Origin of the sequence: Parolsenella sp. LCP21S3_E11, from assembly GCF_052118165.1 — a bacterium.
Classification (GTDB): Bacteria; Actinomycetota; Coriobacteriia; order Coriobacteriales; family Atopobiaceae; genus Parolsenella.
The window spans coordinates 1-21,703 of record NZ_JBQKHS010000005.1 but is presented as its reverse complement, the minus strand read 5'-3'; the positions used below and the strand labels follow the sequence as shown (position 1 = coordinate 21,703).

The 21,703-nt window shown below is 64.9% G+C and carries 18 protein-coding genes and 1 other RNA gene; 15 read left to right on the top strand and 4 right to left on the bottom strand.

What is annotated here, in order from left to right; genetic code table 11:
- Window positions 1-209 precede the first annotated feature (209 nt).
- Genes ACTQ1Z_RS05785 through ACTQ1Z_RS05770 form a run of 4 tightly spaced genes read left to right on the top strand, consistent with a single transcriptional unit; the run spans window position 210 to window position 3,971 of the window.
- On the top strand, window positions 210-1,547 hold the full coding sequence (locus ACTQ1Z_RS05785; protein WP_441859505.1) for a glycosyltransferase family 2 protein: 1,338 nt from the start codon (window positions 210-212) through the stop codon (window positions 1,545-1,547).
- Window positions 1,544-2,722 (top strand): histidine kinase, encoded by a 1,179-nt coding sequence (locus tag ACTQ1Z_RS05780; RefSeq protein WP_441859503.1) that lies wholly within the window; start codon window positions 1,544-1,546, stop codon window positions 2,720-2,722. The genes ACTQ1Z_RS05785 and ACTQ1Z_RS05780 overlap by 4 nt, the downstream gene beginning before the upstream one ends.
- Window positions 2,723-2,738: 16 nt before the next feature.
- Window positions 2,739-3,458 carry a LytR/AlgR family response regulator transcription factor gene (locus tag ACTQ1Z_RS05775; RefSeq protein WP_441859502.1) on the top strand — a complete coding sequence of 240 codons (720 nt, stop codon included), beginning with the start codon at window positions 2,739-2,741 and terminating at the stop codon, window positions 3,456-3,458.
- Window positions 3,459-3,461: 3 nt separating this feature from the next.
- On the top strand, window positions 3,462-3,971 hold the full coding sequence (locus tag ACTQ1Z_RS05770; protein WP_441859500.1) for a YfcE family phosphodiesterase: 510 nt from the start codon (window positions 3,462-3,464) through the stop codon (window positions 3,969-3,971).
- A gap of 240 nt (window positions 3,972-4,211) precedes the next feature.
- On the opposite strand, the gene trxA is transcribed toward ACTQ1Z_RS05770, so the two are convergent.
- A complete protein-coding gene (gene trxA, locus ACTQ1Z_RS05765) occupies window positions 4,212-4,532 on the bottom strand; it encodes a thioredoxin (protein ID WP_441859497.1) in 321 nt (106 codons plus the stop codon).
- Window positions 4,533-4,651: 119 nt separating this feature from the next.
- On the opposite strand from trxA, the gene ACTQ1Z_RS05760 reads away from it, so the two are divergent.
- Both ACTQ1Z_RS05760 and pgi read left to right on the top strand, forming a co-directional pair.
- Window positions 4,652-5,182 (top strand): hypothetical protein, encoded by a 531-nt coding sequence (locus ACTQ1Z_RS05760; protein ID WP_441859495.1) that lies wholly within the window; start codon window positions 4,652-4,654, stop codon window positions 5,180-5,182.
- 245 nt (window positions 5,183-5,427) lie between these two features.
- A complete protein-coding gene (gene pgi, locus ACTQ1Z_RS05755) occupies window positions 5,428-7,122 on the top strand; it encodes a glucose-6-phosphate isomerase (protein WP_441859493.1) in 1,695 nt (564 codons plus the stop codon).
- A gap of 164 nt (window positions 7,123-7,286) precedes the next feature.
- Here the strand turns inward: pgi and ACTQ1Z_RS05750 are convergent, their stop codons facing one another.
- Complete coding sequence (locus tag ACTQ1Z_RS05750; protein WP_320678551.1) at window positions 7,287-7,832, bottom strand: hypothetical protein; 546 nt, start codon at window positions 7,830-7,832, stop codon at window positions 7,287-7,289.
- A 41-nt stretch (window positions 7,833-7,873) separates the two neighbouring features.
- A complete protein-coding gene (locus tag ACTQ1Z_RS05745; RefSeq protein ID WP_441859491.1) occupies window positions 7,874-9,574 on the bottom strand; it encodes a DEAD/DEAH box helicase in 1,701 nt (566 codons plus the stop codon).
- A 243-nt stretch (window positions 9,575-9,817) separates the two neighbouring features.
- Here ACTQ1Z_RS05745 and ACTQ1Z_RS05740 point away from each other — a divergent pair, with 243 nt between their 5' ends.
- The 8 genes from ACTQ1Z_RS05740 to ACTQ1Z_RS05705 all read left to right on the top strand — a co-directional run bounded on the left by ACTQ1Z_RS05740 (window position 9,818) and on the right by ACTQ1Z_RS05705 (window position 18,395).
- A complete protein-coding gene (locus tag ACTQ1Z_RS05740; protein WP_441859489.1) occupies window positions 9,818-11,599 on the top strand; it encodes a CapA family protein in 1,782 nt (593 codons plus the stop codon).
- A gap of 214 nt (window positions 11,600-11,813) precedes the next feature.
- Window positions 11,814-12,980: a pyridoxal phosphate-dependent aminotransferase gene (locus tag ACTQ1Z_RS05735; RefSeq protein ID WP_441859487.1), complete on the top strand. Its 1,167-nt coding sequence runs from the start codon at window positions 11,814-11,816 to the stop codon at window positions 12,978-12,980.
- 461 nt (window positions 12,981-13,441) lie between these two features.
- Window positions 13,442-14,011 carry a hypothetical protein gene (locus tag ACTQ1Z_RS05730; protein WP_441859485.1) on the top strand — a complete coding sequence of 190 codons (570 nt, stop codon included), beginning with the start codon at window positions 13,442-13,444 and terminating at the stop codon, window positions 14,009-14,011.
- A 128-nt stretch (window positions 14,012-14,139) separates the two neighbouring features.
- The gene (locus ACTQ1Z_RS05725; RefSeq protein ID WP_441859483.1) at window positions 14,140-14,691 is read left to right on the top strand and encodes a hypothetical protein; all 552 of its coding nucleotides are present in this window, start codon (window positions 14,140-14,142) and stop codon (window positions 14,689-14,691) included.
- A 122-nt stretch (window positions 14,692-14,813) separates the two neighbouring features.
- Window positions 14,814-16,619, top strand: a complete 1,806-nt coding sequence (locus ACTQ1Z_RS05720) for an ABC transporter ATP-binding protein (RefSeq protein WP_441859481.1) — start codon at window positions 14,814-14,816, stop codon at window positions 16,617-16,619.
- Complete coding sequence (locus ACTQ1Z_RS05715) at window positions 16,612-17,358, top strand: energy-coupling factor transporter transmembrane component T family protein (RefSeq protein ID WP_441859479.1); 747 nt, start codon at window positions 16,612-16,614, stop codon at window positions 17,356-17,358. Before ACTQ1Z_RS05720 ends, ACTQ1Z_RS05715 begins: the two co-directional genes overlap by 8 nt.
- 176 nt (window positions 17,359-17,534) lie before the next feature.
- Window positions 17,535-17,630, top strand: an RNA gene (gene ffs / locus ACTQ1Z_RS05710) — signal recognition particle sRNA small type.
- Between the two features lie 117 nt (window positions 17,631-17,747).
- A complete protein-coding gene (locus ACTQ1Z_RS05705) occupies window positions 17,748-18,395 on the top strand; it encodes a DedA family protein (RefSeq protein WP_330027500.1) in 648 nt (215 codons plus the stop codon).
- A gap of 702 nt (window positions 18,396-19,097) precedes the next feature.
- Here the strand turns inward: ACTQ1Z_RS05705 and ACTQ1Z_RS05700 are convergent.
- Complete coding sequence (locus tag ACTQ1Z_RS05700) at window positions 19,098-20,084, bottom strand: ROK family protein (RefSeq protein ID WP_441859477.1); 987 nt, start codon at window positions 20,082-20,084, stop codon at window positions 19,098-19,100.
- Window positions 20,085-20,376: 292 nt separating this feature from the next.
- Between ACTQ1Z_RS05700 and dnaX the strand changes: the two genes are divergently transcribed.
- On the top strand, window positions 20,377-21,703 hold a 1,327-nt coding region (dnaX, locus tag ACTQ1Z_RS05695; RefSeq protein ID WP_441859475.1), incomplete at its 3' end, for a DNA polymerase III subunit gamma/tau.

Genomic DNA, 21,703 nt, shown 5'->3' with positions numbered 1-21,703 from the left:
CGACCCTGACAAGCGGCGCGTATTGCTTGCCGCGACCCCTCATCTGCCATGCGGCGAGCGGTTGCAAATGCTCCGTGAGGTAGAATGTCAGAAAGAGATGAAGGGGAGTTGGTATTCATGGACAAGTCTCTTACCTGCCTCGGGCGGGCTTGCGTCGTGCGCGACGTCATGGCCCATGCTGTCGCTCCCCGCACTGGATATCGCTGGTAGTGCCATTGAATCCCGTCGTCGTCATACCAACCTACTGGGCTACTGATCCCTCGCAGCCGGGAGTCTATGACCATGCCACGTCCATAGACGAGCCCCTGCCCGAGCTCGCGCGCTGTCTCGACTCGCTCGACGATGTTCGCGGTGTGATGAGGACGATCATCCTCGTCGTTGCCCCGCCGAGTGCACAGGCTGCGGCCCGCGCACGCATCAACGCCATCGTTCGTGATCACGAGGGCCTTTCGCCGTATGTTGTGGGTGCCCCTGAGGCCCGCCTCATTGCCGCCCACATCGAGAGCCTCTGCCCGGGTATCGGCGGTGAGCCGGTTTCGCTTCGCGGCTACGGTGCCATCCGTAATCTCGGCCTCGCCGTCTGCGCCATGCTCGGCCACGATGTCGCCGTCTTTATGGATGACGACGAAGTCGCCCTTTCCCCGGATTTCCTCGTGGATGCGGTCTTCGGTCTGGGTCACCTTACGCGTCAGGACCTGAAGATTCTCGCGAAGACCGGACACTTCGTGGATGCCGAGGGATCTCACCTCGCGGACGGCGGCAAGCGTCGCTTCTGGGAGCGCTGGTGGTCGAAGCGCGAGGAGTTTAACGAGTGGATGTCCTCCGCGCTTGCGGGCACGCGCATCTGCCGCTCCAACTACGTCTGTGGCGGATGTCTTGCCATTCACGCGAGTGCCTTCTCCCAGGTGCCCTTCGATCCCTGGATCACGCGTGGCGAGGACCTCGACTACCTCTTCAACCTGCGTCTTTCCGGCCTGGAGATGTGGTTTGACAACAAGTGGTACGTGCGCCATCTGCCGCCCGCGACGCCGGATGAGCCAAACCGCTTCCTCCAGGATATCTACCGCTGGCTGTATGAACGCGCCAAGCTCGCGTTCTGCTCGCAGAGGCAGGAGCTCCGCCAGGTCACGCCCGCGTCCCTCATGCCCTATCCCGGGCGCTGGATCTCGCCGGAGGTCGAGGGCAGGATCACGAAGGCGACCCTCGCCCGCATCGTGGCGGGCCCGGGAAGGCGCCAGAGCTTTGCTATCTGGCACCGCGGCATCGGCGAGGCTCGCGCCTACGCCGGCGCGAACGCGCAGAACTATGCGCGCCTGCTGAGCTTCTGGCCAACCGCGATTGACGGGCTCTGGAACGACGAAGAGCTTGCCGCTAAGGTCGCGGAGATTCAGGCGAAGCGCCCGGAACCCATCCCGCGATGCGGTGGGAGAAAGAGCAAGGCGCGCGCTGAGCGCCAGGGCGAGCCACGGCTTCAGAGCCAATATGGGGCCCGAACGCAGGGCGAGAATCGGAAAGACACCACCACGAGTAGGGAAGGGGAGGCATGACGGCGCACCGCTTGAACAAGGGGCTCGCTCGCTACGGGGACATTCGCAGCTCACAGGGCACCGAGCATATCCTGGGCCTTGCCTCCAGGACGCTCGATCTCATGCGAGCTGGCCTTACTCCGCAGGCTTGCAAGGCGGTTTGCAGCCTCCTTCTGCCTGAGACCACGGCCGTCGCCGTTGCCATGACGGACACGGAGCATGTGCTCGCCTACGAGGGTGCGCTTGCCGCGGACTTCCCTCCCGGCAGCCCCATTCACACGGCGGGCACGCTCGAGGTGCTCAAGACGGGCAAGCTCGGGATGTTCCAGTCGCGCAACGAGGATGACAACACGGAGTTGCCTCGCAACATGCGTGGCGGCATCGTTGTTCCGCTTAACGTGCAGGACCGCGTGTGCGGAACCATCAAGTTCTACTATCGCTCGCCTGCGGACATCAACCGTAGCCAGCTTGCGATCGCGCGTGGCTTTGGCCAGTTGCTCTCCACCCAGCTATCCACCCACGAGCTTGATCGTCAGGCTGAGCTCACGGCAAAGGCCGAGGTGAAGGCTCTGCAGGCGCAGATCAACCCGCATTTTCTGTTCAACACCATCAACACCATTGCGGCATTTACGCGCACGGACCCGACGCGTGCCCGCAATCTCCTGCGCGAGTTCGCGGTCTTCTATCGTCAGACGCTCGAGAGCTCTGACCAACTCATCCCGCTCGCTCGTGAGCTCGAGCAGACCAGGCGCTACCTGCGCTTCGAGCACGCTCGCTTTGGCGAGGACCGCATCTCCGAGCACGAGCATGTTGGCTTCGGGTGCGGGGACGTGCTCGTCCCGGCCTTTATCGTCCAGCCGATCGTGGAGAACGCCGTTCGTCATGCCATGCGCGATGAAGGTGCCCTGAACATTGACATCAGAGCAGAGATCGATGGGTCTGACGTCCTAATTGCCGTAACGGACGACGGCCTTGGAATGGATGAGGAAACGCTTGAAAAGCTGCGCTGCAGCGTCTCGACCGACCAGCCCTGTGGCTGCTCGGACGAGGAGAAGGGAACGGGCATCGCTCTGAGGAATGTTGCAGAGAGGCTCGAGAGGTTTTATGGTTTCGACTCGGGAATCGACATCATGTCGAAGCCCGGCGAGGGGACGTGCGTGACGCTGCGCCTCGCGCGCACCGCCGCCCACGACTGACGAGGAATGTGATTCTATGCTGCGTGCCATGATCGTTGACGACGAAGCCCCTGCTCGTTCCGAGCTCCGCTTCCTCCTCGAGGAGACCGGAAGGGTTGAGAACATTACCGAGGCTTCGAGCGCTCGTGACGCCGTCGAGAAGCTGATGGATAGCCGCCCGGACGTGCTGTTCCTGGACATCTCTATGCCCAAGACGAACGGCATGCAGCTCGCCGAGGCGCTCCATAAGCTCAAAAACCCGCCTGCGGTGGTGTTCGTCACCGCCTACAGCGAGTATGCGCTCGAGGCGTTTGACGTCGACGCCGTCGACTACCTGATGAAGCCCGTCGAGACGGATCGCCTCGAGCGAGCCCTCGACAAGGTTGAGGCTCGTGGTAAGCAAGCTTCCGCCCCGGCTGCCCCGGCCGAGCGCATTCCCGTCGAGAAGGGCGGCCGCAAGGTCCTCGTCCCCATCGACCAGATTCGCTATATCGAGGCGAAGGACGATTATTCCTGCATCTACACGGACTCCAATCGCTATCTTTCGGTCATTTCGCTCGCGCAACTCGAGGCGAAGCTCTCCCCGCACGGATTCTTCCGCGTGCACCGTGGCTACATCGTCAATCTTCGGTACGTCGAGGACGTCGAGGTCGTGTCGAGTGGCGTGATGCAGCTTGGCATTGCTGGCGTTGAGGGCAAGAAGATTTCTGTCTCGCGCCGCCGCGTGGTGCAGCTCAAGCGCGCCCTGGGGCTCTAGCCCATGGCGCTGCGACGTATCGACGTTATCTCGGACACCCACGGCAGGCTCTCCCGCGAGCTGCTTGACGCGCTTGATGGCTGCGACCTCATCGTCCACGCCGGCGACATTACCTCGGAGGACGACTTCATTACGCTCAAGGCGCTTGCGCCCCTGCGGATGTGCCTGGGCAACAATGACTGGGCGGGCGAGTACGGGCCCGAGGTGAAGCGTCTCGTGCGCTTCGAATACGAGGGGTTGCAGTTCAGCGTCACGCACTATCGCGAAAACCTTACGGGCGAGCACTGCGACGTGGGGGTTTGCGGCCACACCCACGTGCCGGAGATCGTCGAGCGCGCGAACGGTTCCATCATCGTGAACCCGGGTAGCCCGACGTTCCCGAGGAGCATGGCGGGCCCGACGATCGCTCGCCTCATGGTGCAGGACGGCCACGTGGTTTCTTCGAATATCGTGGAGCTGAAGGTCCCCGAGAAGGACGGGCGCGGTAGGGGCCGCTTCTTCATGGGCTGGTAGCCTGGCCGTGGCGGGGTGAGCCTATGCCTGAGCCGTGATGGCGTGGCTGATGCTGTGGGCTAGGGCGAGCATGGTGCCGATGCGGCCAGAGACGATTCGAGATATGGAACGCGAAGCGCCCACGGAGCCGATGGGTTCCGCGGGCGCTTGGCATATCTTGCTGGTGGTGCTGGGCGCGAGTGATGAGCTGGAGTCCCGGTGTGTCCGGCGCGTCTGGGCCCTGAGCTTGCCGGTGCTTGTCTACAGGTACTCGCGCAGCTCTGCGAGGATGCGGGCCTTGGGGGCGCTGCCGACCATCGTGTGAACCGCCTTGCCACCCTTGAAGAGGATGAGCGTAGGGATGGACATGACCTGGAAGCGCATGGCGAGGTCCTGCTCGTCCTCGACGTTGCACTTATAGATGGCAAGCTCGCTGGGCATCTCGTTGGCAATTTCCTCGATGATGGGGGAGAGAGCACGGCAGGGTCCGCACCAAGATGCCCAGAAGTCGACGAGGACGGGCTTGTCAGAGCTGCTGATGATGTCATCGAATGTATCCTGGGTGATTGCCTTTGCAGCCATGGTGGCCCTCCTATGATCTTGTGGCGTGAGGCGCGGCCCACGCGATTGTTGACGACGGGGTTATACCCGGAAAATGGGCGCTAGAATCAAAGACCGGTTAAGTTAGCGGCGGAGGTCCCATGGGTGTGAGTGACGAGTACGTGAACAAGGCGAAGGCCGAGCTCGGCGATCTCGCTGATGCCGGCGTGGTCATGTCTGGCAACGCCTTCTCTCCCGTGCTGCTCGTGAAGGGCGAGCCCGAGGAGGCTGGCGTCAAGCTTCTGGCTGGCCCGGATGGCGATGCCCTGCGCGCCGCCCTTGGCGCCCTCGGCTATGCGCCGGAGGAGTGGGCCGCGCTCTCCGTTCGCGATGCGGAGGGATTCCCCCTGGTGCCGGGAACGTTACGCCTTGCCATCGCCACGCTCGACCCCGCCACGGTCATTGCGCTGGACGATCCTGCCGCCTCCGCCATTTGCGAGGCTTTTGCCGATGAGCTCGTCGAGCTTGAGAGCCTCGAGGCGGCGACGCTTGCGCCCGGGTATGTGGTGCGCCTGCTGGGCATGCGCGTCCTTGCCCTCGGCGGTTTCGAGCAGAGCCTCGCGGACGCAAAGGCAAAGCAGGTCATGTGGGCTCGCCTGAAGCAGGTTCCGCCGCTGGGCGAGCCGTACTAGGCGCGGCGGGCCGGGTTGGGCAGCGGACCGGGCTGGGCGAGCTGTACTAGGCGTGGCGGGCCGGGCACCGGATCGGGTCTGGCGCTGGCGGGGCGGCGTGCTCGCCCGGGTGGCGGGCAGGCCGCGCAGGCTAGCAGCTCGTAACAAACCGACAGACTTCGGTTTCTTCGCTTGCGCGTTGCGCTACGCTTAAGCCTGCTGAGAATCGCCCCGGAGTGTCCGGGGCCTGCGGTCAAGGAGGACTTATGTCGAACATCCCCGCGCCCATTGACGCCACCGCCACCCCCGAGTGGGCGGCCCTTAAGGCGCACCATGACAAGCTCGTTGCCGATGGGTTCAACCTCAAGAGCGCCTTCGCGACGGATGCCGAGCGCGTCGAGAAGCTCACCTTTGAGACGAGCGACCTCCACTTCGACCTCTCCAAGAACCTCGTGACCGAGGAGACCCTGAAGCTGCTCGTCGACCTCGCTCGCGCCGTCAAGCTCGAGGAGCGTCGCAATGCCATGTACTGTGGCGAGCACATTAACACTACCGAGGACCGCGCCGTTCTCCACACCGCCCTTCGTCGTCCGAAGGAACAGATTGGCAAGTTCATCGTCGATGGCCAGGACACCGTGGCCGACGTCCACGAGGTCCTCGACCGCATGTACGCCTTTGCCGAGCGTGTCCGTTCCGGCGAGTGGAAGGGCGTCTCCGGCAAGGAGATCAAGCACGTCCTCGCTATCGGCATCGGTGGCTCTGACCTCGGCCCGGTTATGGTCTACGAGGCTCTCAAGCCCTATGCCGACGCCGGAATCGACTGCACCTTCGTCTCTAACATCGACCCGAACGACATGGCCGAGAAGACTCGCGGCCTCGACCCCGAGACCACGCTCGTGATCGTCGTCTCCAAGACCTTTATCACGCTCGAGACCCTTACCAACGCCCGCGAGGCGAAGGCCTGGATGCTCGACGCCCTTCGTGCCGCCGGCGCCATTGATGGCTCCGCCGAGAAGGACGCGGAGGCCATTCGCAAGCACTTCGTCGCCGTCTCCACCGCGCTTGACCTTGTCGAGCAGTTCGGCATCGACCCGGAGAACGCCTTTGGCTTCTGGAGCTGGGTTGGCGGCCGTTATTCCGTCGATTCCGCTGTGGGCCTCTCGCTCATCATCGCCTTTGGTCCGAAGCGCTTCCAGGAGTTCCTCGCCGGCTTCCATGACCTCGACGAGTACTTCAAGAACGTGCCGCTGGAGGAGAACGTCGTCGCCCTTCTCGGCCTCATCAACGTCTGGTACGTCAACTTCTATGGCGCCGAGAGCCACGCCGTGCTGCCCTACAACCAGTACCTGCACCGCTTCCCGGCCTATCTCCAGCAGCTCACGATGGAGTCGAACGGTAAGAGCGTGCGCTGGGACGGTACTCCGGTGACGAGCGCCACGGGCGAGATTTTCTGGGGCGAGCCGGGCACCAACGGCCAGCACGCCTTCTACCAGCTGATTCACCAGGGCACCCGCATGATCCCCGCGGACTTCATCGCCTTCGTGAACACGCCCAACCCGTTTACCGACGGCGGCCAGGACGTTCACGAGCTCTTCCTGGGCAACTTCCTCGCCCAGACCAAGGCCCTCGCCTTTGGTAAAACGGCCGACGAGGTCCGCGCCGAGGGCACGCCCGAGCAGATCGTGCCCGCTCGCGTCTTCACTGGTAACCGCCCGAGCACTTCGATCTTTGGCGAGGCGCTCACGCCGCACGCGCTGGGCGAGCTCATCGCGCTGTACGAGCACATCACCTTCGTCGAGGGCACCGTCTGGGGCCTCGACTCCTACGACCAGTGGGGCGTCGAGCTTGGCAAGCAGCTCGTCAAGCAGATTACCCCGGCATTCCACGACGACGCCGCGCTCGCCGAGCAGGACGCGAGCACCCAGGCGCTCATCGCCTACTATCGCGCTCACCGCAAGTAGGGACTATCGCGCGTGCGCAAGCCGTTGCGCGTTCGCGAGCTTGAACTGACGATAAAGCGGGCCACACCGTTTGGGTGTGGCCCGCTTTTTGCTGCGCCTTCGTAGACGACTAGGGATTTGCAAAGATGCATGCTTAGGCGGGCTAAGCATGCCGGAAATTCGAGCTACTTTGCGGGCGAAACGAGCTGAATCAGATCGCGGTGACGCTGTTCGCTGAGGGCGCGCTTGGGCACGATGACGTAGCGCGGGCCCACGAACTCGACCACGCTGACCTCGCGGCCGAGGTGCAGCTTATGAACGGTCGAGAGCGGAAGCTCCTCGGCCTCTTTGCCGGGAACGTTGGCGACGAGGTGATCGGGGTAGACCTCGACCTTGACGCGGCGGCTTTCCTTGGGGAGCCCGGTGATGTCGAGGCCAGCCTTCTTGAGGCGCCTGAGGTGGAACTGATTCCAGTGGTCGGAGACGAACCAGAGGACAACCTCGACGCAGACGAGCGAGGCGAGGAGGAGAGTCACCTGCCTTCCGTTGGGCGACATCGCGATGAAGATAATCACGATGAGCAGAAGGACGCTCGCGATGTTCGACGGGTTGCGGAGGCGATTGCCCATCATGGCGAGAGAGGCATCCTCGAGGAGGGTGTGGTTCACGTCATAGCTGAACGAGAAAAGGTGGTTGTCCGGGGACTGCTTTGAGGTGCTCTTCTTTGCCATGATGACTCCCGTGCCTGCCGACCCTGCGGTCCGGCGTTTGACTAGTAGATTCCGCGCTCGCGGCCCTGACGGTCGCCCACGCGACGACGCGGCTTGCCGGTCGGCTTGGTCGCGTGTTTCGAGGCGGGCTTGCCGGACTTCGAGGTTCCGCCAGCGGCCTTCTGGCGCCTCGCGGCGTCGCCCTGGCGCTGGCTCGACCCCTTGCGAACACCGCTCGGAGCCTGGGCGCGAACGCCGGAACCCTTGCCCTTGCGCCTACGCTTCTTGCCGCTGGCCTCGGCTTCGAGTTCTGCAATCTCACCGCGGCTGAGGAGAGCGCCGGTCGCGTCGATCTTGCGCCTGCCGCGAGGGGTGCTCTCTCGGGGGTCGCGGTCCGTCTGGGCGTCACGGCCAGCACGCTCTTTGCGGTCGCTCGTCTCGTGGTCCTTACGGCCCTCACGCTTGCGACCCTCGGACCTGCCGCCTTCGCGACCCTCGCCGCCGCGCCCAGACCTGCCCTTGCCGCCGCGCTTCCTGTGCTTCTTGCCGGCGCCGTGCGCGGGAGCGTCCGCGGTGCGGTTGGGGTCGAGTTCGGGGAGTTCCTCGCCCAGCTCGAGTTCGACCTTTGCCTCGTAGGGAGGGACGACCTGGCCCATGAGGCGCTCGATGTCAAAGAGGTCCTCGGCGTCATTGACGGTCACGAAGGTGAGCGCCCAGCCCGTCTCGCCGGCACGGCCCGTGCGGCCAATGCGGTGGATGTAGTCCTCGGGATCCTCCGGGACGTCGAAGTTGACGACGTATCGAACGTCGGAGACGTCGATGCCACGAGCGAGGACGTCCGTGGCGACGAGGATGTCGACCTTGCCGTCGCGGAAGTCGCGAAGTGCGCGCTCGCGCTGGTTTTGGCTGCGGTCGCCGTGGATGGGCGCGCAGGCGATGCCGGCGCGGCGCAGGCGACGGCAGCAGGCGTCCGCACGGTGCTTGGTGCGGGTGAAGACGATCACGCGGTCCGTGCCCTCGCTCTTGAGGACCTTGGTGAGCAGGCCGTTCTTCTCGTCAAGGGAGACGGGGAGAACGTACTGGTCGATCGTCTCGGCGACAGTGCCCTTGTGGGCGATCTCGACGGTGGCGGGGTCATGTACGAGGTCGCGAATGCCGCCGATGGCGGTCTCGTCGAGCGTGGCGGAGAAGAGCAGCGTCTGACGCGTGGAAGGCGTCTCGGACACGATCTTGCGCATCTGGGGCAGGAAGCCCATGTCGAGCATACGGTCCGCCTCGTCGAGGACAAGCACCTCGACCTCGTCAAGATGAGCCTCGCCCTGCTCGATGAGATCGACGAGGCGACCAGGCGTGGCGACGAGGATGTCGCAGCCGCGGCGAAGGGCCTGCTTCTGCGGCTCGTAGCCAACGCCACCTACGATGGTGACGCTGCGGTGATGCGTGTATGCCTCGACGGTGGTGCAGACGTCGGCGATTTGCTGGGCGAGCTCGCGGGTGGGGGTCACGACGAGCATGGCGGGGCCATGATGGCGCGCGACGTGGGTGAGACGGCTCATGGAGGGAAGGACGAAGGCCGCGGTCTTGCCGGTGCCCGTCTGGGCGGCAGCAAGCAGGTCGCGCCCCTCAAGAACATAGGGGATGGCGCGCGCTTGGACGGGCGTGGGCTCCGTGTAGCCAAGGGCGTCGACAGCGGCAAGGACCGGCTCGGAAAGGCCGAGGCCGGAGAAGGCGACGGCGTCGCCCGGGGTGGTGCTCTGGGTCATGTAGTTCGTTCCTATCTGTGGGGAGGGCTTGGGGCGGAGATTCGCCCCGGCTCCTCGTCTGCGGCTAGGCGGGCGGCGGGTTGCTACGCTCGCGGCCGTTGGTATACCGATTATCGATTAGACGAGAACACTGTAGCGGAAGTATGCTTATCGCGCAGCTCAAAGGGGTTACGCTTATGTGCTAACGAGGGATTTCGCGGACAAATTCGCAATTCGAACGCAACCGAGCCGGAGGGATGCGCGATGGGGGAGCCGTCAGACGGCGCCTGGTGGCAGCATGACGAGCCTGACGTAAACGAGCGTCGGGCGTCCTATCCGCATGCCGATGCGCAGCCCGCGCGCCGGGGCCCTGCGCGCGAGTCCTCCTCGGGAGGCTATGGCGCGCGTCCCTCGCGCCCGCGCAAGGACGGTCGCCGCATCGATCCCGCCGAGGGTAGAAGTGCCGCGGCGTCGCTTCCCAACGCGCGCCGCCGCTCCGTCTCTGGCGAGCGTCCGGGGGAGCGTGGGGGCTACCACCGCTCGGGCCCTGCTCATCGCAATGAATATGGCTCGGCGGAGTACTCGTCCTACGGTCGCTCGGCAATCCCTGATGACCGCGCTCCGCGTCCTCGCAGGCGCCCGCAGCAGCAGCGCCCCTTGGGTTGGAGCACGGAGAACGTCCCCCAGATGCACAAGACCATCGCGAGCAATGGTGGCTGGGGTTTTAAGGCTCTCAAGCCCAGGCGGTCGGCGGCGCCGAAGTGGGGCCTCGTCGCGGCGGGCGTTCTTGCCGTCGTCCTTCTCGTCCTTATCGTGCGCGGCGTTTCCGGATGCGTCGCCGGCCTAGTCAAGCCTCAGGAGGAGCCCGAGCCCGTGGCTGCGACCACTTCCGTCGCGGCAACGACCGAGCCCGCCTCCGCAGACCCGACGGCTCCCGCGACCAAGGTTCTCGACGCCGGACGCAGGACCGCAAGTGGCGAGGGGCGCATGAGCTTCTCTGCCGTGGGCGACAATCTCATCAACGAGAACCTCCTCAAACTCGCGGATTCCTGGGCGGGCTCCACCGGTGACGGCGAGTATGACTTCACGCCCTTCTACAGCGAGGTGAAGCCGTTCATCCAAGACCAGTGCGATGTCTCCTTCGTGAACCAGGAGACGACGCTTGGTGGCACGGACCGTTTCGATTACATGGGTTATCCCAGCTACAACACGCCGGACTCCATGGCAGATGCCGTGGCTGACACCGGCTGGCGAATCGTCGCGACCAACTCGAACCACACCTATGACACTTGGACGCCCTCGATCGAGCATGCCCAGGAGGTCTGGAACAGCAAGTCGGGCCTCGTCACCATCGGCAGCTATGCGAGCGAGGAAGACCGCGCGACGGTTCGCGTCGTCGAGTGCAACGGCATCAAGGTCGCCGCGCTTTCGTATAGCTATGGCCAGAACGGTTACGAGCAGAGTGACCTCCCCAATGACTACTATGCCGTTCCCTATGACGCGGATAGGCTCAAGGAGGAGGTTGCTCAGGCGCGCAAGGTGGCGGACGTCGTCCTCGTCTACATGCACTGGGGCGCGGAGTACAAGAACGAGCCGAGTGACGAGCAGCGCGAGATGGCACAGGTGTGTGCCGACGCCGGCGTTGACGTGGTGATTGGCAGCCATGTTCACGTGATCCAGCCGGTCGAGTGGGTGAGCCGCTCGGATGGCGGCAAGATGCTCTGCGCCTATGGCCTGGGCGATTTCCTCGCCGGCTACGGCGGCAACCCTGACTGCATCATGAGCGGCATGATCACCTTCGATTTCGTGCGCACGGAAGAGGAGGGGGACAACGTCGGCCCCGGCGGTATCGCCGTCGAGAATGTCGTGTGGCACCCGCTTGTCGAGCACATGGTGGGCGATGCTGACGTGGTTCGCTTCGTGAAGGGCTACTCGGACGAGGACGCCCACGCGAACGAGCTCCTCTCGACCCTCGATGACCCGCATGCCTGGCTCATAGACAAGACGCGCGAGGTCATTGGCGACGACGTCACGATCGACGTGTAGCGGGCGCGACGGCGGGACCGTCGCGTGCGATGTCGCGCGCGACACCCGCGGGCGCCGTGGGCGCCTGGCGATACCCCGGCTGCGATTTGGCGCGGTTGGCCGCCAAGCGTGCCGCCACGCCAGCAAAGCAAAAACCAATCTCCTCCCGTTATCGAAGCGCAACGTTGCGGTGGTAGCGTGGCTCGAGGACTATTCGCCACTACGGGAGGCAAGCATGCAAGAGCTCAGCCAGCGCACGTCGCAGTTCACGGATTCCGTGATTCGCCGCATGACGCGCGTTTCCATGAAGTACGACGCGATCAACCTGTCACAGGGCTTCCCTGATTTCGATCCCCCTGCGGAAATCACCGACCGCCTTGCCGAGGTCGCCCACAAGGGCCCGCACCAGTACGCCATCACCTGGGGAGCGCCCAACTTCCGTGCGGCGCTTGCTGCCAAGCAGAGCCCGCGCATGGGTATCGATATCGACCCCGAGACCCAGATCGTCGTCACCTGCGGGTCGACCGAGGCCATGATGTGCTCCGTCATGACGGTCACCAACCCCGGTGACCGCATCGTGATCTTCTCGCCGTTCTACGAGAACTACGGAGCGGACACGATCCTGTGCGGCGCCGACCCCACGTACGTGGAGCTTCACGCGCCCACCTTCACCTTCGATGAGGCCGAGCTCGAGGCGGCGTGCGCCGTGCCGGGCACGAAGGCGTTGATCCTGTGCAACCCATCTAACCCCTGCGGTCACGTTTTCTCGCGCTCCGAGCTCGAGTTCATTGCCAAGATGGCCGAGAAGTACGACCTGTGGGTCATCACCGACGAGGTCTACGAGCACATCGTGTACGCGCCGTACGAGCACATCTACTTCGCGAGCCTGCCGGGCATGGAGAAGCGCACGCTCTCCTGCAGCTCGCTCTCGAAGACCTACAGCATGACCGGCTGGCGACTGGGCTACGTCATCGCTCCCGCCGACGTCATCGACCGCGCGCGCAAGGTGCATGACTTCCTTACCGTGGGCGCCGCGGCTCCTCTCATGGAGGCGGCCGTCGCGGGCCTCGAGCTGCCGCAGTCCTACTATGACGAGCTCACGGCGCTCTACACCCACAAGCGTGACCTGTTCTGTGACGGCTTGCGCAGCCTCGGCTTCGACTTCATCGAGCCGCAGGGCGCCTACTACGTCATGGCCGACGTCTCGAGCCTGGGCTACGAGAGCGATTATGACTGCGCAGTGGACCTCATCAAGAAGGTGGGTGTGGGCACGGTGCCTGCGAGCTGCTTCTATGACACGCCGGAGAACCGCTTTGTGCGTTTCCACTTCGCCAAGTCTGACGAGGTGCTGAAGGCCGCCCTCGATCGTCTCGACGGCTGGCGCGAGAAGATGACGAAGTAGGAGGCGTTCGAGGACGACGGAGCACGGCGAGGGCTGGCGTCGAGCCGGACGCGTGAGCCGCCGCGCGCCGCTTCGTTCCCTTGCGGCCATTCGCCGATTGACAAAAACGGAGCATCTACCTGCGCATACGCAGCGTAACGTATCGTTTACAGAAAAAGTTCTTGCTTCTGCGCGGGGGATGCGCGTATAGTCTCCGGCAACGCGCAAGAGCGCATCGAATCGAAGTCGAGAGAGCAGAGAGGAGTGCCAACATGTTCAAGTCCCAGAACAACAACTGGTGGTGGCGCAACTCGATCTCTCTCGGTCGATGGTGAGTCTTGTCGCGCCAAATTTCTCGCGATTAGAAGGGCTCCCGGGCGACCGGGGGCCCTTTTTTCGTATCGCGGCTATGTCCGCAAGCTTTAGCCATAGCAAGTAAGCAATCCCGACGACCAACCGGGAACAAAGGAAGGAATCCAAAAATGTCCGAGAACACCCAGCAGGCCCGCACCGTCTCCGCCAAGTCCACCGACGCCCTCGACCTCAAGGCCCTCGTCCTGCTCGCCATCCTGCTCGCCGCCGGCTTCATCCTGAACTTCACCCTCGGCAAGGCTATCTCCACGATGTCGGGCGGCATGATCTCCCCCGAGTTCATCATCTCGGCCTTCTGCATCACGATCCTCGTCGTCCGCCCGAACATCCCCCAGGCGCTCGTCATCGGCCTCATCTCCGCCGCCGTGATCCAGCTCACCACGACTTCGCCCTTCATCGACTTCGCCGCCGAGGGCATTGCCGCCATGCTCATGGCCGGCATCGTGTCCGCCGCCGCCAAGAAGGGCTCCGTCAGCCCGGTTACCGCCGCTGTCGCCACCTTCGCGACCACCGCGGTCTCCGGCGTCATCTTCATGGTCATCAAGATCGCGATGGTCGGCGCCGCCGAGCAGCTCGCCGCCGCGATGCTCCCCGTCATCATGCTCACCGCCGTCTTCAACGCAATCCTCGTTGCCGCGCTCTACGTCCCCATCAAGAAGGCCCTCAAGCTCAACGACTAGCCTCCCGGCTTTGGGCGCTGCTTGCGTCCGTCGCCAGGCACGACTCGGAAAGCGTCACCCCGCCGGCGCCACCTCGACTCGGCACGCCGGCACCACCTCGCGCAAAGCTCGCCCGAAGGGATTCCACCATGGCCAGCACCGAAGCTCGCACCGTCTCCGCCTCTGCCAAGTCCAACGGCCTCGTCGACATCAAGTCCCTCGTCCTGCTGGCGATTCTGCTCGCCGCCGGATTCATCCTCAACATGACCGTGGGCAACGCCCTTGCCACCGTTGGCATCAAGCCACAGTTCATCATCGCCGCCTACGCGCTCGCGATCATCCTCACCCGCGCCAACCTCGTCCAGTCCGTCATCTACGCCGTCGTCTCCGCCTGCGTCATTCAGATCACGACGTCCATTCCCGGCCTGAACTTCCTTACCGAGACCGTCGCCGCCATCGTGATGTGCGGCCTCTGCAGTCTCGATCGCAAGTCCGGGGGCTTCGCCCTGACCCCGCTCGTCGCCACCTTCCTGACGACGCTCGTCTCTGGCGCCCTCTTCGCCGTCATCGGCACCGTGATGATGGGCGCGCCGATTGCCAGCGCCATGGTCAAGGTCCCGCTCGTCCTCGGCACCGCCGTGTTCAACGCGGCCGTCGTCCAGGCGCTCTACATCCCGCTCGTCAAGGTTCTCGGCAAGTAACTTAGATACCATGTTGGCGCTGGCCCTCATGCGGGCCGGCGCCTTTTCGTGCGCCGCGCCCTCGCGGGGCCGCGCGCACGTATCGTAAAAGTTCGCGACCGCTTCGAAAGGCCCCATCCACCATGACCACGGGCACATCAATCATCGAGCTCAAGGACGTCAGCTTCTCCTATGACGGATCCGGCGAGCCTGCGGGGGAGAAGGCGCTCGACCGGGTGTCCCTCTCCATCAGCGAGGGAGACTTCGTGGGCATCATCGGCCCGTCAGGCGCCGGCAAGTCCACCCTCGCCGCTGTCATGAGCGGCGCAATCCCGCATCACTTCACTGGCCAACTCTTCGGCGCGACGTTCGTCGACGGCAGGGATACCTGCGACGTTACCCTGACGGACATCTCGAGCGTCGTCGGCAGCGTGCTCCAGGACATCGACGCGCAGATGGTCGCGTCCGTCGTGGAGGACGAGATGCTCTTTGGCCTCGAGAACTTCGGCGTGCCGCACGACCAGATCGAGAGACGCATCGCGACCACGCTCGAGACCGTGGGTATCTCCGATCTCCGCGACCGCGAGATCGCGACGCTGTCCGGCGGGCAGAAGCAGAAGGTCGCCATCGCCGCCATTCTTGCGCTCGAGCCGCGCGTCCTCGTGCTTGACGAGCCCACGGCTGCGCTCGACCCCGCCAGCTCGCGCCTCGTCTTCGAGACGCTGCGCGAGGCGAATGAACGCCTTGGCGTCACCGTCGTCGTCATCGAGCAGAAGGTCGCCCTGCTCTCCGAGTACTGTGGCCGCATCGTCGTGATGGACCGCGGCCACGTCGCCTTCTCCGGCACGCCGCACGAGGTGTTCTGCCACTCCGAGGAGCTCCGCGCGATTGGCGTCGACAGCCCGCGCGTCGCTCGCATCTCGAACTGCCTCGTCAGGGATGGCCTCATCACGGCGGGCGAGCCCTGCCTGAACGTGGCCGAGGCCGAGGCCCTCGTCGCCGGGCTCGTGGGCGTTCGCGAGGGTGCCGCGACTGGCGGACAGGCCGCGGCCGACGCGACGGCGGAGACCCGCCCCGCCGCGTCCCCGCACGCCCCCGCCCTGCGCCCCCACGCCGAGGGCGCCGAGCCTGTCGTTCTGCTCCAGGGCGTGAACTTCTCCTATCCGCATGGCGGCGCCTCCGTGCGCGACCTCGAGATACGCGTCTATCCCGGCGAGCTCGTGGGCGTCGTGGGCCAGAACGGCGCCGGCAAGACCACGCTCACCAAGTTGCTGAACGGTCTGCTCAAGCCCTCTTCCGGCAGCGTTCGCGTCGCGGGCCTCGACACGCGCGAGGTGCCGACGAGCGCCATTGCCGCCCGCTGCGCGACACTCTTCCAGAATCCGGATCGCCAGCTGTGCAAGGATACGGTCCTCGAGGAGGTTGCCTTCGGACTCGAGCTCCAAGGCGTCGAGGCGCAGGAGGCGAAGAGGCGCGCCGAGCAGGTCGCTCTACGCTTCGGGCTGCCCCTCGACGAGGCGCCCTTCTCCCTCTCGCGCGGGCAGCGCCAGATGGTGGCGCTCGCGAGCGTCGTCGTCACCGATCCGGACGTCGTCCTGCTCGATGAGCCCACGAGTGGCCTCGACTACCGCGAGTGCATGACCGTCATGGAGACCGTGCGAGAGATGGCCGAGCGCGGATGTGCCGTCATCATGGTCTGCCACGACATGGAGGTCGTGAGCGACTTCGCCGAGCGCCTCGTGGTCATGGCGAATGGCGAGATCCTCGACCGCGGTCCTGTCGCCGAGGTCTTCGCGAACGAGGACCTCATGAGGCGCGCCTACGTCGCGCCGCCCCAGGCCGTCGAACTTTCCGCACGCCTTGCGGCTGACGTGTCATCCGAGTTCAGTGGCATGAGTGAGGTTTCCGACATCGTCCGCGTCACCGAGGAGATGATCCGTCGTGGTTAATGTCATTGACTACGTTCCGGGCGACACCGTCCTGCACCGCCTTAATCCCGTCGCCAAGCTCGCGCTCGCGTCGGGCATCATCATTGCGACCTTCCTCGGCGACACCTACCCGATGCTTCTGGGCCTGCTTGCCCTCACGCTCGCGCTGGGCGCCTATGCCGGAGTCTTCAAGAACCTGCTCTCGCTGCTCAAGCTGCTCGTCCCGCTTGCCGTGGTGATGCTCGCGCTCCAGACCGCCTTCGTGCGCACGGGCGATGTCGTCGCGCTGTGGATGACGGTCGACGGCCTGGTCACGGGCTCGAAGGCGTGCCTGCGCCTCCTCGGCGTGGCGCTGCCGCTCATCCTCATGCTCACCGTTACCAAGCTGAACGACCTCGCGAACGCCTGTGTCGAGATCCTCCACGTGCCCTATCGCTACGCCTTCACTTTTACGACGGCGCTGCGCTTCGTGCCCGTGTTCAGCCAGGAGATGAACGCGATCATGGAGGCCCAGACCGCGCGCGGTGTGGAGTACGACACGAAGAACCCCTTGAAGAAGGTCCAGCTCATGCTGCCGCTGTGCATTCCTTTGCTCGTGAGCTCGGTGGGCAAGACCGACGCCACCGCTCTCGCCGCCGAACAGCGCGGCTTCTACCTGCGCACACGCGAGAGCAGCTACAAACGCTACCCGCTCGTCGCCACCGACTACGCAGCGCTCCTCATCGCCGTCGCCCTCATCGTCTCCGGCACGCTCTTCTAAACCTGAAAAAGGGACAGTCCCTTTTTCAGGTGGTGCCGCGCGGAGTGACAAAGGGAGTGACAAAGGGACAGTCCCTTTGTCAACTTTTGTGGTGCTGACTCGTGTAGCTTTGGTAGCGGGCGCCCTGCCTTTGCGGCCGGGCGCCCGTCTTCTGTATACTTAATCCCCGAGTGAGTTCGATGGGTTCGGGTGACGTCACACCTCGAACCTGGTCAGGGCCGGAAGGCAGCAGCCATAAGGGGCCTCTGACGGGCACCCGTTCCCATCGAACTCACTTATTGATCAGCAAATCGACGCCCCGAGGAATGCGATGGCTGCATCCGAGGGGCGTTTTTCTGACTCGGCAACGTCGCGCCGCTTGCGGCCCGTCACGCCGGACGGGAGTGACCATGGGCTTCATCAACTTCATCGTCGAGCTTCTGCAGGATCCGCGCACGGCAATCGCCAGCTGGATTGCCGCCGGCCCCCTCATGGCCTACGGCTGCGTTTTCCTCATCATCTTCATCGAGACGGGTGTCGTGTTCTTCCCGTTCCTTCCGGGCGACTCGCTGCTGTTCGCGTCGGGCTTCTTCGCGCACAACGGCGGCTTCAACATCGTGGCCCTTCTCGGCGTTGCCTGGGCCGCTGCAATCCTGGGCGACCAGTGCAACTTCATGATCGGCCACTTCTTCGGCAAGAAGATCGTCGCCTCGGGCAAGGTCAAGGCCATGACGCCCGAGCGCCTCGAGAAGTCCGAGAAGTTCCTCGACAAGTGGGGCCACCTCGCCATCTTCCTCGGCCGCTTCTTTCCGTTCATCCGCACCTTCGTGCCCTTCATTGCGGGCATGGGCGGCATGCACTGGCGCAACTTCGGCATCTACAACATCCTGGGCGGCATTACCTGGTCGACGCTCTTCACGCTCCTCGGCTACTTCTTCGGTGGAATCCCGTTTGTCCAGGAGCATTTCGAGCTGCTGATCGTGGGCATCGTGCTCGTCTCCGTCATCCCGACGGTTGCGGGCCTCGTGAAGGCGAAGCTCGCCAAGAAGGCCGAGTAGCGCGGGACGTGCGCCGCGGGGCGGGCGCCCCTCATAGTGATGGCGAAGGCCGCGGGACGCAGGTGCTCCCGCGGCCTTTTTGTGCGTCGCGTGGCTGCCGCGCGTCCGCGTCGCTCGTGCGTGAGCCTCGGTCCTGCGTGCCCGTGCGCCCCGGCCACGAGTGTCCCGGCATCACGCTCGAATCTTACCCACCGCGGAAATCGATACCGCAGCTAGAACACTAATTCCACCCGCTTTTACCGATACTCCCGATATACCTTTCGCCAGGCCATGAGTACCGTTCGCGGCGGTAAAAACCCTGGCAGTGATTCAAGTCGGGCTCGGTTGTACACAATATGAGTAAAGCGCGCGCCCTCCTGAACGCTCGTCTCCCCTCCGGTCGTCGGGTAGCATGCTGGGCGCATTCAACGGCACGCCCATTTAGTTCTTCAGAGATTCTTCCAACCCCCTGTTCTCTGGGAGGGCGCGCGCCGATTGGAAGATCCGGGTCGCCCGCTAAGCGGGAAAAGGAGTCTTTGGCTGCCATGGCCCGGCAAGCGCCCCGGATGATCGGGGCGCTTTTTTGTGCCTGGGATTCTGAATCTGTGGACCTCGCGGCTCGATGGCTATAAGGCGCATGGGCTCGCCGGGCGATCGGGGAACGCGGCTTGGCATGGACCTGCGTCGCTTCATGAAGTCGCCCGCCTATGGTGAGGAGCCTGCTTACAACAGCGCGATCGCCAGGCGCGCCGCGCCGAGGAAGCCGGCGTCGTTTCCCAGCGTGGCAACGCGAATGAGGGTGTCGCGGCAACCAGGGATGGCGTAGGCACGGTATTTCTCCAGGCAAACGTCACCAAACGTATCCCAGCCTCCGCACATGCCCCCGCCCAGAATGAACATCTCCGGGTCGACAAGGGCGGCGATGATCGACATGGCGCGCGCGAGGTAGTCGGCGAGGCGGTCGCAGGCGCGCAGGGCCTCGGGATTGTCCGCGCGTGCGGCCTCGAAGACGGCAAGCGCGTCGGTCGCGTGGGCAATCGGGACCTCGACGGCGCCGGACGCCGCGCACTCCTCGCGATAGAGGCGGATGAGGCCGCGGGCGCTCGCATATTGCTCGAGGCATCCGTGGCAGCCGCAGCCGCAGGCTTCGGGTTCGCTGGGGTTAACGTTGATGTGGCCGGCTTCCCCGCCCGCGCCGTGCGTTCCAACGACAACCTTTCCGTCAACGATGACGCCGGCGCCCACGCCCGTGCCGAGCGTAAGCATGACGGCGCTTCTGACGCCGTCGCCCGCTCCGAGCCAGGCCTCTCCAAGCGCCGCGGCGTTCGCGTCGTTGAGCGCGTGGGTGCGGGCGCTGGGGAAGGCGGCCTTGAGGGCTGCGGTCAGACCGTCGAGATCGAGAACGGTGTTGGGGGCCATGGCCAGCGTGCCGTCCTCGAGGACGACGCCGGGAACGTCGATGCCGACGGCGCTGAGCGTCTCGGGGTCCTTTCCCGCCTCGCGCACGAGGGCGACAGCGGAGGTGGAGACCCTATCAAATGATTCGGCATTATCAAGCTCGCCGGTTGGGACCTTCGCTGTGGCGAGGATTTTCCCGTCCCTCGTCACGACGCCCATCTTGATGCTCGTACCGCCGATGTCGAGGCCGAGAACTGCCTCGTCCGTGTTGCTCGCCGCAGCTGCATCGAGCGCGTCATCAATATTTGTCATGGTTTCCCCCTCGGTCTCTGCGCACTTTCGAAAGCGTACGCCTTGCGACTCGGGCGGGGCGTGCGTATTAGGTGGACGGTAGCGCGGGAGAAGGAGGCCGGGGTGCCCCCGATGTGCTGGGGATGGCGTTGGGTGTCGAAAAGGCTCTGCCGGCGGCGCGGGCCGCTGGTCGAGTGTCGCCGTCATGGGTGTCCGCGCGGTGTCAGGCGCGAGCGCATCAGGCGGCCCGGGTATACTGGTCTGGTCTGGCGTGGCCCGTCTCGGTCGCGCCGCTACGATTGCCGGAGGTCCCATGGAGTCGCTGTATCGCAAATATCGTCCGCAGACGTTTGAGCAGGTAGTCGGCCAGGCGCACGTGGTCTCTACGCTCGAGCGTGCCGTGTGCGAGGGCCGCACGAGCCATGCGTACCTCTTCTGCGGCCCGCGCGGCACTGGCAAGACCACCATGGCCCGCATCCTTGCGAAGGCCCTCATGTGCGAGCAGGGCGAGGGCCACCTGCCGGATGGCACCTGTGAGGAGTGTCGCCTCATCGCCGCCGGCGAGCACCCGGATGTCTACGAGCTCGACGCGGCAAGCCGCACGGGCGTTGACAACGTGCGCGAGGAGATCATCAACCGCGTCGACTATGCGCCGGTGCGTGGCCGCTACAAGGTCTACATCATCGACGAGGTCCACATGCTGACGCCTGCGGCGTTTAACGCGCTGCTCAAGACGCTCGAGGAGCCGCCGGCACACGTCGTCTTCATCATGTGCACGACGGATCCGCAGAAGATCCTCGCCACCATCCTGTCGCGCGTCCAGCGCTTCGACTTCCACTCCATCGCGCCGGACGAGATGCGCGCCCACCTCGTTGACGTGTGCGAGAAGGAGGGCTTCACCTTCGATGGCGAGGCGCTCGACATCGTTGTGCGCCATGCTCGCGGAGGCATGCGTGACGCGCTCTCCGCGCTCGAGCAACTCTCTGTCTTTGGCGCGGGAGATGTGAGTGCCGAGGCCGCGCGCGATCTTCTCGGCGAGGCAAGCGGGTCTGCGCTCTCCGGCGTGTCGCTGGCACTCGCGAACCGTGACGTGCCCGCGCTCTTCTCCGAGGTGGCGGAGCTCGTCAACAACGGCGGAGACCTATTGCAGTTCACGCGCGAGCTCGCGAGCCGCGTGCGCGATGCCTATGTGGTGAGCGTTGCCGGTGCCAAGCCGGGCGTGGTGAACGCGTCTGACGAGGCTCTGGCCGAGCTTGCGGACGAGGCCGCGGCGTATGGCAGCAGTGACCGTCTTGCGCGCGTGCTTACCGTGCTCGGCGATGCGGCGAGCGAGATGCGCACCGCCGTCAACCAGCGCCTTGTTCTCGAGATTGCCCTAACTCGCTGCGCGAGGCCCGAAGGCGACCTTACGCTCGAAGCCCTGGCCGAGCGTATCGAGCGCCTCGAGCGCGGGGGAGTGGCGGTGGCCCCCGCTGTCGGTGCGTCCACGCCTGCGGTGGCGCCTGTGGTAGCGTCATCGCCCGCGCCGAGGCCCGCCCCTGCGCCTGCGCCTGCGGCTGCGGCGCCGAAACCGTTTACGCCGCCGCCCCTGCCTCGCCGCAAGCCCGCAGCGACTTCCGCTGCCAAGCCCGCGGCGGTCC

Excerpts from the sequence above, each read along its gene's own strand:
- ACTQ1Z_RS05780 (WP_441859503.1), top strand. The coding sequence starts at position 1,544 with ATGACGGCGCACCGCTTGAACAAGGGGCTCGCTCGCTACGGGGACATT.
- ACTQ1Z_RS05775 (WP_441859502.1), top strand. The coding sequence starts at position 2,739 with ATGCTGCGTGCCATGATCGTTGACGACGAAGCCCCTGCTCGTTCCGAG.
- ACTQ1Z_RS05770 (WP_441859500.1), top strand. The coding sequence starts at position 3,462 with ATGGCGCTGCGACGTATCGACGTTATCTCGGACACCCACGGCAGGCTC.
- trxA (WP_441859497.1), bottom strand. The coding sequence starts at position 4,532 with ATGGCTGCAAAGGCAATCACCCAGGATACATTCGATGACATCATCAGC.
- ACTQ1Z_RS05760 (WP_441859495.1), top strand. The coding sequence starts at position 4,652 with ATGGGTGTGAGTGACGAGTACGTGAACAAGGCGAAGGCCGAGCTCGGC.
- pgi (WP_441859493.1), top strand. The coding sequence starts at position 5,428 with ATGTCGAACATCCCCGCGCCCATTGACGCCACCGCCACCCCCGAGTGG.
- ACTQ1Z_RS05750 (WP_320678551.1), bottom strand. The coding sequence starts at position 7,832 with ATGGCAAAGAAGAGCACCTCAAAGCAGTCCCCGGACAACCACCTTTTC.
- ACTQ1Z_RS05745 (WP_441859491.1), bottom strand. The coding sequence starts at position 9,574 with ATGACCCAGAGCACCACCCCGGGCGACGCCGTCGCCTTCTCCGGCCTC.
- ACTQ1Z_RS05740 (WP_441859489.1), top strand. The coding sequence starts at position 9,818 with ATGGGGGAGCCGTCAGACGGCGCCTGGTGGCAGCATGACGAGCCTGAC.
- ACTQ1Z_RS05735 (WP_441859487.1), top strand. The coding sequence starts at position 11,814 with ATGCAAGAGCTCAGCCAGCGCACGTCGCAGTTCACGGATTCCGTGATT.
- ACTQ1Z_RS05730 (WP_441859485.1), top strand. The coding sequence starts at position 13,442 with ATGTCCGAGAACACCCAGCAGGCCCGCACCGTCTCCGCCAAGTCCACC.
- ACTQ1Z_RS05725 (WP_441859483.1), top strand. The coding sequence starts at position 14,140 with ATGGCCAGCACCGAAGCTCGCACCGTCTCCGCCTCTGCCAAGTCCAAC.
- ACTQ1Z_RS05720 (WP_441859481.1), top strand. The coding sequence starts at position 14,814 with ATGACCACGGGCACATCAATCATCGAGCTCAAGGACGTCAGCTTCTCC.
- ACTQ1Z_RS05705 (WP_330027500.1), top strand. The coding sequence starts at position 17,748 with ATGGGCTTCATCAACTTCATCGTCGAGCTTCTGCAGGATCCGCGCACG.
- ACTQ1Z_RS05700 (WP_441859477.1), bottom strand. The coding sequence starts at position 20,084 with ATGACAAATATTGATGACGCGCTCGATGCAGCTGCGGCGAGCAACACG.